This window comes from Antarctobacter heliothermus (genome assembly GCF_002237555.1).
GTDB classification, from domain to species: domain Bacteria; phylum Pseudomonadota; class Alphaproteobacteria; order Rhodobacterales; family Rhodobacteraceae; genus Antarctobacter; species Antarctobacter heliothermus_B.
This window is the reverse complement of record NZ_CP022540.1, coordinates 2664016-2676862: the sequence shown is the minus strand read 5'-3', so window position 1 is coordinate 2676862 and position 12847 is coordinate 2664016. Positions and strand designations below refer to the sequence as shown.

6 protein-coding genes, 1 tRNA gene and 1 pseudogene are annotated in these 12847 nt (G+C 54.1%); 6 read left to right on the top strand and 2 right to left on the bottom strand.

Translation table 11 applies throughout. The features are described 5' to 3' along the window. Nucleotides 1-437: 437 nt before the first annotated feature. The 6 genes from ANTHELSMS3_RS12755 (at nt 438) to ANTHELSMS3_RS25565 (ending at nt 10805) form a co-directional block, all read left to right on the top strand. Nucleotides 438-1355 (top strand): GIY-YIG nuclease family protein, encoded by a 918-nt coding sequence (locus tag ANTHELSMS3_RS12755; protein WP_094035192.1) that lies wholly within the window; start codon nt 438-440, stop codon nt 1353-1355. Nucleotides 1356-1577: 222 nt separating this feature from the next. After that, complete coding sequence (locus tag ANTHELSMS3_RS12750; RefSeq protein ID WP_094035191.1) at nt 1578-4850, top strand: helicase-related protein; 3273 nt, start codon at nt 1578-1580, stop codon at nt 4848-4850. Next, on the top strand, nt 4847-5515 hold the full coding sequence (locus tag ANTHELSMS3_RS12745) for a DUF4391 domain-containing protein (protein ID WP_094035190.1): 669 nt from the start codon (nt 4847-4849) through the stop codon (nt 5513-5515). The genes ANTHELSMS3_RS12750 and ANTHELSMS3_RS12745 overlap by 4 nt, the downstream gene beginning before the upstream one ends. A 13-nt stretch (nt 5516-5528) precedes the next feature. Continuing rightward, a complete protein-coding gene (locus tag ANTHELSMS3_RS12740) occupies nt 5529-7415 on the top strand; it encodes a site-specific DNA-methyltransferase (protein ID WP_198319801.1) in 1887 nt (628 codons plus the stop codon). Between the two features lie 4 nt (nt 7416-7419). Next, nucleotides 7420-10494, top strand: coding sequence for a type III restriction-modification system endonuclease (locus ANTHELSMS3_RS12735; protein ID WP_094035189.1), 3075 nt, complete (start codon nt 7420-7422; stop codon nt 10492-10494). A gap of 246 nt (nt 10495-10740) precedes the next feature. Beyond that, nucleotides 10741-10805: transfer RNA gene (locus ANTHELSMS3_RS25565), tRNA-Cys, on the top strand. A 421-nt stretch (nt 10806-11226) separates the two neighbouring features. On the opposite strand, the pseudogene ANTHELSMS3_RS25560 reads toward ANTHELSMS3_RS25565, so the two are convergent. Both ANTHELSMS3_RS25560 and ANTHELSMS3_RS12730 read right to left on the bottom strand, forming a co-directional pair. Next, nucleotides 11227-11349: pseudogene (locus ANTHELSMS3_RS25560) on the bottom strand (IS5/IS1182 family transposase); the annotation flags it as partial. Between the two features lie 338 nt (nt 11350-11687). Then, complete coding sequence (locus ANTHELSMS3_RS12730) at nt 11688-12827, bottom strand: mandelate racemase/muconate lactonizing enzyme family protein (protein WP_094035188.1); 1140 nt, start codon at nt 12825-12827, stop codon at nt 11688-11690. Between the last annotated feature and the right edge of the window lie 20 nt (nt 12828-12847).

Genomic DNA, 12847 nt, shown 5'->3' with positions numbered 1-12847 from the left:
AGACTATTCGGCTTGACTGAGTTGCGCCTCAGCCACCTGATCTGACCGAATACGCATGTATTCGGCGGAACAGAGTGGGAGAGGGCAAATCCCGAGCCATGGCCCTGAACGGGACTGTCAATCGACCACATTTGCGAAGAAAGTGTCTGCGCCAAAATCAGATGCCAATTTGCCTCGCGAGGAATGGCTCGCCTGCGAGACAGGAACAATTGGTGGCTGATTTTAGGGATGGACTAAGGTTGACCGCCACGGTCAGGGATCTTGGACGGACCAAACAAAAAAAGAATGCCTGGACCGGGGTGAGCGGGCCAACGACCCGTTGAGTCCCGTTCCAGTCCGTTTGTAAAAGCCGCCCCGACGGGACGACAATCATGTAATTTCGTGGTTAAAGTGTGCTGTGTAAGAAATTATTAGAATCGTGTTTTCAAGGAAGAATCGTGCAAACAGAGGGCTCATTCGGTCGAACAATCCAGCTTTTCCTCGTCGACGGGAAGCCAACTGGGCTGCGAAAAGCGACAATCCATGGTTGGACAGGTTTGCTTTTTGTAAGCGGTGCTTCCGCTTTCGGTGACCTTACCGCTCGTGAAGAGGTCGATCGGACCGGCATCTACATCCTATCGGGTCCTGATCCCGAAAAAGCAGGTACAACCCGCACCTATATTGGCTCTGGAAACTCCGTAGCTGAGAGGATCAAGCAAAGCGCGATCAAAAGAGACTTTTGGGAAACGGCTATCACCATTACCACAAGTGACGATGACCTCTCCAAAGGACACGCGGAATACCTAGAGGCGCGCCTCATAGAGCAAACCGCCCGAGCAGGTCGCGTCACGTTGGATAACGGCACACAACCGGACACAAGCCGGCGGCGACTGCCAGAAGCTGATGTTGCCAACATGGAGCAGTTTCTTTCAAACCTGCGCATCATACTGCCTGTGATCGGCTTGGATATGCTCAAGCCACAACCGCGTGCGGTGACGCAGACAGCGAAGCCTGTGGACGAACGAACAAAAGGTGAAGTGCAGTTTGAGATCCGTCATAAGAGCGGAGTCAAAGCGACGGCTGTCGAGGAAGATGGTGAATTTGTTGTACTGGAAGGGTCCGAAGCACTTACCGAGACCGGCTATGTTCAACAAAGTTACGGCAGCTTGAAGGGCAAGCTTATCTCAGACGGCATCTTGGTCGCGGATGGCAATCAAAAGCTCAAATTCACGAAACCTTGGTCTTTCAACAGTCCTTCAGCCGCCGCTGCTGTGGTATTGGATCGAAACAGCAACGGACGTCTGGAGTGGAAGGTCAAAGGATCGAAGCAGACGTATCACGACTGGCAACAAGCAGAAGCGACCCCTCCCGCCTGAGTGACGCCCCCCCAACATGACAGGACTTTTCCTCCAGTCCTTAAAGCCACATTGATAGATGCCGAGCCCCGATTGAGGGTAAGTAGGTTCTCACGTCTCAGGCGTGAGTTCTGCAACAACGCCCACACGGACAATCCGTTTACATAGTTAGAATTTGGGCTGTGAACACAGGCCGTTACACGTTACGCTTAGGAAAAACCGTCCGAATTCAAGGCAAATCTATTGAAAATCATCGACAACATTTCTGTCCTCTTGGGAGATGAGCTGAAAGCAGGGTCCGAAGCCGGTGCGAAAATCCGAGTGGCGGCCAGTTGCTTTTCAATATTTGCATACGAAGCGCTGCGGGATGAATTGGAAAGCGTAAGAGAGCTCGAGTTTATCCTAACCGATCCAACGTTCATACCGAACGAGGCTCTTGGGCGCTCGAAAAAAGAGAAAAGAGAGTTCTTTATCCCCAAGCAGCTTAGAGAAACGGCCCTCTTCGGCACGGAGTTTGAGATTCATCTTCGGAACAAATTAACCCAGAAAGCCATTGCAAGACAGTGCGCGGATTGGATCCGGAAAAAGGCCACATTCAAATCCAACGCTACTGACGCCCCGATGCAGCAATTTGCGACCATCGAAGCACGGAAGGGGAACAAGGTTTTCTCACCTATCAGTGGGTTTTCAGCCGTTGATTTGGGTTACCAACCAGGCAACGCCGTTTCAAATTTCACGCATGCTTTTGATGACGATCTTTCTGCAAAGACTTATCTTTCGTTGTTTGATCAGGTCTGGGCCAACCCTGCAAACGTCCAAGATGTAACGGAGCAAGTCCTTCAACACATTGAGACCGTTTACCAAGAAAACTCGCCACAACGAATATATTTCCTTATCCTGTACAACATCTTCAGGGAATTCCTCGAGGAGATCGACGAGGATGTGCTGCCCAATGATCAGACGGGCTATCTGGACAGCCTCGTTTGGAACAAGTTGTTTAACTATCAAAGAGATGCTGCCACTGGGGTAATCAACAAGCTAGAAACCTATAACGGCTGCATCCTTGCGGACAGTGTTGGTTTAGGAAAGACATTCACCGCACTTGCCGTAGTCAAATATTATGAACTACGGAACAAATCTGTTCTGGTTCTCTGCCCCAAGAAGCTCGCCGACAATTGGCGCAACTACAACACCAATCTCAAGACAAACCTATTTGCTGCCGACCGTTTCAACTACGATGTCCTCTGCCACACCGACCTATCAAGAACATCGGGCGAGTCACTTGGAATACCTCTCGATCGGGTTAATTGGGGAAATTACGATCTGGTCGTAATCGATGAGTCTCACAATTTCCGAAATAATGATGTCTACAAAGATCGGGAAACTCGGTATCAGAAGTTGATGAACAAGGTAATCAGATCCGGAGTAAAGACGAAGGTTCTAATGCTTTCTGCGACCCCCGTGAACAACAGGTTCACTGACCTTCGTAATCAGCTGGCATTGGCCTATGAAGGGCACTCGGATACGCTGAGCCGAAACCTAAAGACCAAAACCAGTGTTGAAGAGATTTTCCGCAAGGCCCAAGCGGCTTTCAATACTTGGTCGGAGCTTCCTCCGGCGGAACGCACGGCGCAATCCATACTCCGAGCTTTAGATCTTGATTTCTTTGAGCTTTTGGATTCGGTGACAATTGCGCGTTCTCGCAAACATATCGAGCAATTTTACGACACGGCCGATATCGGGAAATTCCCGGAGCGCAAAAAGCCAATTTCCCATCATCTCCCAATTACGTTCCGCGAGGATGTCGTAGGGTTTGACGAGATTTATGGCGACCTATCCCTGCTAAAAATGGCCGTTTACGCGCCGGTAAACTACATCCAGCCAAGCCGCCTTAGGAAATACGAGGAGCTCTACGACACCAAGACAGAAGGTTCCAAAGGAACGTTGCGCCAGGCCGATCGCGAGCGCAGCCTCCAAGCGTTAATGACGACGAACCTTCTGAAGCGCCTTGAAAGTTCTGTAGAGGCATTCCGCCTGACATTGGGTGCGCTGGACCGAAACATTGGCGCGATGCTGGAAGCTATCGATCGCTTTGAGGCGAGTGGCGGCAACGGCAGGATTGAAGACGTTTTCAATGACGTGGATAACCTGGATACTGACGATGACGACCTTTCGGGACTTGGCGAATTTACCATCGGCAAGAAAATCCAGATCGACCTCGCTGACATGGATATCCCAGCTTGGAAAGTCGACTTGGGCGGTGACCGTGAGATCATTCAAGGCCTGTTGACCGAAATGGATAAGGTTGGCGTCGCAGAGGACGCCAAACTTCAGCACCTGATTGACGTCATCAAGCAGAAGATGGCCGCCCCCTTGAACCCTGGCAATCGCAAGGTTTTGATCTTCACAGCCTACGCAGATACGGCGGAATACCTTTATCGACATGTCGCACCAGTCCTGAAGGCTGCGATGGATTCCGAAACCGGCATCGTCACGGGCTCGGGCAACCCTAAAACGACCTTGAAGCCTCACTACGACTTCCAGTCGGTTCTGACGCTCTTCGCCCCCAAGGCGAAAGAGAAGGCGCTGATCATGCCAGAGGTGCCAGAAGAGCTGGACATCCTCATCGGCACCGACTGCATTTCCGAAGGGCAAAACCTGCAGGATTGCGATTATCTGATCAACTACGACATCCACTGGAACCCGGTCAGGATCGTTCAGCGGTTCGGCCGCGTGGATCGCATTGGATCGCCCAACTCTGCTATCCAGCTGGTCAACTACTGGCCGGACATCTCGCTGGACGAATACATCAACCTCAAAGAACGCGTCGAAAACCGGATGCACATTGTCGACCTCGCAGGCACTGGCGAAGACAACGTTTTGACGGCAAAAAGCAGTGACGTCGCCTATCGCAAGGACCAGCTGCAGCGCCTACAGGACGAGGTCATCGAGCTTGAGGACGTCAAAACCGGCGTTTCGATCACCGACCTTGGCCTCAACGACTTCCGCATGGACCTGCTGAACTACACCAAGGAACATGGCGATCTGGCGGGCCAACCCAAGGGCCTGCACGCCATCGTTCCGTCCAACCCCGCCACGGGGCTGCGATCCGGTGTGATCTTTGCCCTGCGCAACATCCACCCGGACGTGAACGTCAACCAGCAGAACCGGCTGCACCCCTACTACCTGATCTACCTCGACAACGATGCGAACGTCATCGTGGATCACACCGAGGTGAAGCGCCTGCTCGACCTTATCCGCTCAAGCTGCAAGGGTCTGGACAAACCGATCAAGGCGCTCTGCGACGCCTTCAACGCTGAAACCCGCGACGGGCGCGAGATGGGCAAGTATTCTGAACTGCTCAGTGACGCGATCAAATCCATGATCGAGGTGAAGGAAGAACGCGACCTCGACAGCCTCTTTTCCGGCGGTCACACGACCGCGCTGACCCACACCATTGCCGGGCTCGATGATTTTGAGCTGCTCGCCTTCATCGTCATACGAGACCCCGCATGACCACGCTCTACGATTTCCCCAAATCGGCGATGTTGAAACGCGTCGTGCCCAAAACGCGGATTTATGACCGTGTGCAGGCCAGCACCGCGCTCAAGGATAAATTCGTCGCGCAGGTCGATCAGATCACATGGCGCGCCAAGCTAGCTCCAGAAACGATCAACCTCGCCGCCACCAAATCCGTGCCAGAGATACAGGTGTTCCGCGTCACGCTGAAGAACGATACGGGGCAGGACGACGTCCTGAAGGCCATCGACCGTGCCATCCCCTTTCCGATCCTGTTTGAGCTGGAACAAAACGGCCAGATCCAAATCGTCGCCGCCCATAAACGCCCGTCAGAGGCGGATACCGCCAAATGGGTGCTCTCGGACTATCTGCGCTCGGACTGGTTTCCCATCGACACGCCCCGCAGCCCATTGCCAGTGGCGCTCAACCTCGGCGTGCTTTATGAACAAATCCTGACGGCGCTCATGCCGATTGTGCCGCAAACCGCGGAAACTTTGAGCGCGCGGATGGACCGGACGCACGCCCTCAGAACCAAAGAGCGTGAGATCAGCCAGCTAAAATCCAAGTTGAAACGCGAGACGCAATTCAACATCAAAATGACACTGCACGGTCAGCTGCGTGAGGCGCAGGCGGACTTCGAGCATCTGAAAAAGCCGGAATAGGCAGAGGGAAGACATGACGGACGAGATCGAAAAGCTGAAAATGCACAGCCCTGACCTGACGCAGGACAACATCGCCAAGATCCGCGCGCTCTTCCCCGGCTGCGTGACCGAAGCGGCGGGTGAGGATGGCAAGCTGCGTATGGCGGTGGATTTTGACCAGCTGCGTCAGGAATTGTCGGACAGCATCATCGAGGGGCCGCAGGAACGTTATCACCTGAACTGGCCGGGCAAGCGCGAGGCGCTGATCACCGCCAACGCCCCCATCGCCAAAACCTTGCGCCCCGCGCGCGATGAAAGCGTGGATTTTGACACAACCCAGAACCTGTTTATCGAAGGCGACAACCTTGAGGCGCTGAAGCTGCTGCAAGAGACCTATCTGGGCAAGGTCAAGATGATCTACATCGACCCGCCGTATAACACCGGGAATGACTTTGTTTATGACGATGATTTTGCCGACAGCTCCGAGGATTTCCTTGAGAAATCTCTACAAGTCGATGACGACAAAAACCGTCTTGTAGCCAATACCGAAGCGAACGGGCGGTTTCACTCCGACTGGTTGTCAATGATGTACGCACGCCTCAAGCTGGCGCGCTCGCTGCTCACCGAAAACGGGATGATTTTCATAAGCATCGACGACAACGAACAGTCTTCTTTGAAGGCGGTTTGCGATGAGGTTTTCGGCAAGGATAACTTCGTAGAGTGCTTCGTTTGGAAGAAGAGCTACGGCGGCGGCCCAAAGGAAAAGTATGCCGTTACCCAACACGAGTACGTTCTGATGTATGCTCGGAGTTTGCCCGACCTCGAACCATTCTCACTCCCGTACGATCCGCAAAAGGTTGAACGGTACTACAAAGGTACGGATGAACACTTCGAGATACGTGGTCCGTTTCGCTTAAAGCCGCTCGAAGCGACAAAGAGCATGGATGCCCGACCCAACCTTGTCTACGATGTGGAACTGGAGAGCGGTGAACTAGTAAGCCCACAGCGGCAGTGGCTATGGGGCCGTGATCGGGTGATTCAAGCACTTAAAGACAACCATGTGATCGTTGTGCGCAACGGTGAGAAAACAACGCTCAACTACAAGCAATATTTGCGTGACGAAAACGGCGTCGAGCGAGGCGAAAAGCCGTTCAGTGTGATCGATGGGATTTACACGCAACACGGCACTGCAGACTTGAGTAAACATTTTCCTGAAGCCGTTGTGGTTCAGTTTCCAAAGCCCGTTCAATTGATCCGTCAATTTATTCAGATCGCAACCTCAAGCGATCCGAACGTAATCGTACTAGACTTTTTTGCTGGTAGTGGAACCACTGCCGAGGCTGTTTTCTCCTTACCAACTCCGGTTCGCAACCAAGTCAAATTCGTTCTTGTGCAAATTCCTGAGCAAACACCTGACCAATCATCTGCCAGCAAAGCGGGCTTTGAAACGATTGCCGAAATCACCAAAGAGAGAATTCGACGTGCTGGAGCCCTATCTGAAATAAGCGAAGGTGATGTCGGCTTCCGTGTGCTCAAGATCGACACCTCCAACATGGCCGATGTGTTCTACACGCCGGATCAAACCTCTCAGGCCGATCTGCTGTCCCGCGTCGACAATGTCAAACCGGGCCGCACGGGCGAGGATCTGCTCTTTCAAGTCCTGCTCGACTGGGGCGTTGACCTGACCCTGCCCATCCGCCGCGAGACCGTGCAGGGTAAAACCGTCTTCTTCGTCGCCGACACCGCCCTGATGGCCTGTTTCGACGATGGCATCTCCGAAGACTTGGTCAAAGAGCTGGCAGGCCACGCCCCTATGCGGATCGTGTTCAAGGACACCGGCTTTGCCGACGATCAGACCAAGATCAACGTGCGCCAGATCTTCAAAGCCATGTCGCCCGAGACCGAAGTAAAGGCGATTTGACCCCATGAAGATCAAGTTCAAGTCGCAACCCTATCAGACAGCGGCGGTCGAGGCCGTGGTCGATTGTTTCGAAGGTCAGCCCAACACAGCTGCCCAGGTCTACCGGATCGATCCCGGTGTCCGCGCGCAAATGCGGTCCGATGAAGACGGCTTTCGCAATGCCGACATCGCCATGCCTGTGGCCCAAGTGCTGGAAAACATCCGCAAGGTGCAGCAGCGCCAGAACCTGCCGTTGTCGGAGAGCCTGACCCACTTTGTCGATCAAAACGGCCGCACGAAACCCGCCAGCTACAAACCCGGCGCGGCCATCAACCTCGACATCGAGATGGAGACCGGCACGGGCAAGACCTATTGCTACATCAAGTCCATCTTCGAGATGAACAAGCGCTATGGCTGGTCCAAGTTCATCATCATGGTCCCGTCAATTGCGATCCGCGAAGGGGTGGCCAAGTCGCTGGAGATGACGGCTGAGCATTTTGTCGAAAGCTACGGCAAGAAGGCACGGTTCTTCATTTATAATTCCAAGCGTTTGCACGAGCTGGAGAGCTTTTCCTCGGACGCAGGCATCAATGTAATGGTGATCAACGTGCAGGCCTTCAACGCGTCAGGAGCCGACAACCGACGGATCTACGAAGAGCTGGATGATTTCCAGTCGCGTAAGCCAATCGATGTGATTGCCAAGAACCGCCCCATCCTGATCCTCGACGAGCCGCAGAAGATGGAAGGCACGGCGACACAGAACGCCCTGCCCAAGTTCAATCCGCTGTTCATACTGCGCTATTCTGCGACCCACAAGACAACCCACAGCAAAGTGCATCGTCTGGATGCGGTCGATGCGTTCAGCCAAAAGCTAGTCAAGAAGATCGAGGTGCGCGGCATTCAGGCCAAGGGTCTGACCGGCACGAATGCGTATCTGTACCTTGAGGGCATCCAGATTTCCAAAAGCGACCCCGTTGCAAGGGTTGAGATGGAAGTAAAAACCAACTCGGGCATCAAGCGGGTGCTGCGCAAGGTTGAGAAAGGACGCAATCTGTTCGACCTGTCCAAGGGACTTGATCAGTATCTCGACTTCGTCGTCTCTGACATCGATGCACGCGTGGACGAGGTGCATTTCACAAACGGAGCCGTTCTGAAAGCCGGTGAAGCCAATGGCGACATCACCGAACGCGACATCCGCCGCATTCAGATCCGCGAGACAATCTCGGCCCACTTTGAGCGCGAAAAGCAGCTGTTCGACAAAGGCATCAAGGTGCTTTCCCTGTTTTTCATCGACGAGGTGGCCAAGTATCGGGACTACGACGCCGAGGACGAAAAAGGCGAATATGCCCGCGTCTTCGAAGAGGAATACGAAGCGCTGAAAGCCGAATACCTTGGCGAGCTGCCCTTGGAGGATGAGGCTTACCGAAAGCATCTGGACAGCATCGACGTCGGAGCAACCCACAACGGCTATTTCTCGATCGACAAGAAGGGCAAGCTGGTTGATCCAAAGGTCAAAGCGCGCGGCGAGTTCGCCGGATTGACTGATGACGTTTCAGCCTACGATCTGATCCTGAAGGACAAGGAGCGCCTGCTTTCCTTCGAAGAGCCGACGCGGTTCATCTTCTCCCACTCCGCGTTGCGCGAGGGCTGGGACAATCCGAACGTCTTTGTGATGTGCATGCTCAAGCACAGCGACAACACCATATCGCGTCGTCAAGAGGTCGGCCGGGGCCTCCGCATTTCGGTCAACAAGAACGGCGACCGTATGGATCACGCGGCAACCGTGCATGACGTCAACGTCCTGACCGTTGTGGCTAGCGAAAGCTACAAAGACTTTGTTGGCGGCCTTCAGAAAGAAATCGCCGAAAACCTGTCGGAGCGCCCGCGCCAGGCTAACGCGGAATACTTTGAGGGTAAGTCGATCACGGTCAACGGAAGTGAAACCACTGTGTCCAAGGACATGGCCAAACGCATCGAGCGTTATCTCGTCAAGAACGACTACATCGATGACAACGATGGCATCACGCAAGCGTATCATGACGCGCGTGAGGCGGGCACGCTGGCTTCATTACCCGATGAACTCCTCGACCAACAGGAACAGATCCTGCAGCTGATCGATACCGTCTTCAACGGAAGCCAGCTCGAGGGCATGGTGGGCGATGGCCGCAAACCCAAAGCGATCCCGCGAAACAAGAACTTCGAAAAGAAGGAGTTTCAGGAACTTTGGCAGCGCATCAACCGGAAGGCTGTCTATCAGGTCGAATTTGACTCCCAGGATCTCATCAAGCGTTGCATCAATGCTTTGGATAGCAATCTGTTTGTCTCGCCTCTGCAATACGTCGTCACCGAAGGGAAACTTTCGGATGAGCTGACTGAGGCCCAACTTCGATCCGGAGCTGCGTTTAAGCAATCAGGTATACGCAGCGAAAAAAGCAGCTCTGCCCACTCGCTTGTTTCATATGATGTCATCGGCAAACTTGCCGAAGGTGCGGACTTGACGCGTGGGACGATCGGGAAAATCTTAACCGGAATGAGTGCTGCGAAGTTCTCGACGTTCCAGGCCAATCCGGAACAGTTCATCTCCGAAGCCTCACGCATAATCAAGGAGCAGAAAGCCACGACTGTCATCGAGCATCTGACATATGATGCAACTGCCGACAGATACGACACAGATATTTTCCCCGCGACCCAGAGTGGCACCGACCTGACGCAGGCCGTCGGGAAGTTGCGAAACCACATTTACGATTATGCTGTGGTCGAATCCGGAGTCGAACGAAAATTTGTCGAAGACCTGGATACAAGCAAAGAAATCGTCGTCTATTCGAAGCTACCGCAGGGGTTTCTGATCCCCACGCCCGTCGGTGACTACAACCCCGACTGGGCGATAGCTTTCAAAGAGAAAGCGGTTCAGCACATCTATTTTGTCGCGGAAACAAAGGGCTCTCAGCCGTCTCTCAAGTTCCGCGAGTTGGAGCGCGAGAAAATCAAGTGCGCCAGAAAGTTCTTCGCGGAGATCGCGAACAGCGTCCCAAATGACCGCGTGAAGTATGATGTCGTTTCTGATTTTTCTGAACTTATGTCAGCTGTTCGGGGCGCTTAGTGATGCTTTGGAGATAGCTATGGTCCGCGTTGATTTGAGCGAGGGACATTTTCCTCGCCTTTCGCAGATCGGCCTCATCACTTGACAGCAAACATCTTTTTGCGAAATGTCGCGATCAGAGTAGACTACGTAACAGCGAAAGCGGTTTTACTGTCCGTTATATGCTGTTTTCATTTTACAACTAGACAGTTAACCCATTGATATTTCACGGGCGTTGATAATCTCTTTTTATGAGAAAATTCAATGAAATCAACAAAATTACACGGATTGCAAATCCGTGTACAGGAGTTCGATTCTCCTACTCGCCTCCATTTATTTTCAAGCACTTGGCTCACCTCTCTCATTGCGCGGGGTGCGCGGTTTGCAGGTCGGTTGATAGTTTTGTTCACTGTCCCCCCCCTTGCGATTGAGCCAACTTGATCAGCACAGAGTCCGTTTCGCTCAGTGAAACGCGGTCGCAATGTTCAATTACGTTAGCGGCACGGCGGATAGACCACCCCATTTGATTACCGATTTCTGACAAACTCAAACCCGCGTTCAGCAATCGGGTGCGGCGGTGCCCCGGCAATCCTGTAATCGAAGATCGCGGCTCAGCGCCTCTAACGCGACCTTCGTCTTAAAGGCTGGGTGATGTTGCTTCCGTTTTGACCTCTTTGATCTCCATCGTATTGAAGACCAACAGACTACAAGTCGCGGCTTACGTCAGTGTCCGAATTTCTGGGCGTAGCTCAGGTTGATGAAGATAATTCCGCTCAAATCCCGCCCGTCATCAAGCCGGGGCTTCCCGTGCGACATCGGAAAGAAAGGTTCCAGACGTCCCACCTGAGCGTCGTTCAGCCAGAAAAGAGCAGTCATACTACAGTTCCGGTATCGAAGACGTGAATCACACAGTGCGACCACGATCAATGCATCCTGAGCCTCGCTGATGTCGCCCGCCCTTTTTTGGTTCGGTCGATCTACCGCAAAATTCCGATCCAGTCCTCGGGTGTCAAAAGAGCTTTCTATCCCTCCCGTCAGCCAAACAGCCCCTCCGCTGCCTCGAAGCCACCCGAACCATCAAGAACAGACATGTCGCAACATGAAATCTGGCGTCCAAGCCGAAGACCTCGCCCACGAGGTCTTCGGCTTGGCGATGTGAGCCGTCCCTGAAGCCTTTGAGGTCGGTCCGCTCGGAATTAGTGAAACAGTCTCCTTCAGACGTAGCAGGGCCCCTCAATCAACGGATGCGCCTCGACAAAGGCCTCATTGATTTCCACCCCAAGGCCCGGTTTGTCTTTTGGCGATACACAGCCGCTTGCGTCGATTTCGTAGGGCGTGCCGCAGACCTCGTCCCGGAACGGATTGTGCCGGGCAAGATCGCCTTCGAAGTAGCCGGGGTTGTCCACCGCGGACAGCATGTGGATCGACGCAACCATATTGATTCCGGTCGCCGAAGTGTGCGGGTTGAAGCTCATCTTCCACGCGGAACACATGGTTGCGATGCGGGCGCATTCGGTGACGCCGCCTGCCTTGGACAAGTCGGGCTGGGCAAAGCGGACCACGCCGTCGTCAATCATCCGGGTAAACTCGAACCGCGTGAAATGGTTCTCACCTGCGGCGAGAGGGACCGTGCCGTATTCGGCGGCGTGCCGATAGTCGCGATAATCATGCGGGGGAAACGGCTCTTCCAGCCAGCCGATGCCCAGCTCTTGGTAGGCGGGCATGACTCGGCGCACGTCGTCCAGCGAATAGCCGGTATTGGCGTCGACCAGTATGTCGATTTCGTCGCCGACCGCCTGCCGTACCGCGCTTACCCGCGCCACGTCGATCGCAGCACTGTCGCCGACCCGAAGTTTCAGCGCACGGTAGCCCATTCCGACGTATTCCTGCGCCTCGTCGGCCAGACTTTCGGGCGGTTGCCAGCCAAGAGAAATACCGCCCGCATATGCGGGTGTCGGACGCGAACCGCCGCCGAGCAGGCGGTAGATCGGCAATCCGGCCGCTTTGCCGCGAATATCCCACAGGGCGATGTCGATGCCCGAAAGAGCCATCGCCGCCGCCGCGCCCATCCCGTGACTGGCAAGCTGCATCCGGTACACCTTTGCCCAGACGCCGTTTGAATCCAGAGGGTCGGCACCCAGCACCAGTTCTTGCATGGTGGTGTCGATCAGCTTGGCGATTGCGCCGGGGCAGCGCCCGTGGTGTGCCTCGCCCCAGCCGGTGATCCCTTCGTCGGTCGATACCTTGACCAGAACCGCATCGCGCTTGACCGCGCGCCCGATACCCAGCCGAACATTCTGCCCCTGAGGAACACGGAACGAGACGGGAACCGCCTTGATTTCGGTGATACGCATGTGAACTGAAGTCTCCTTAG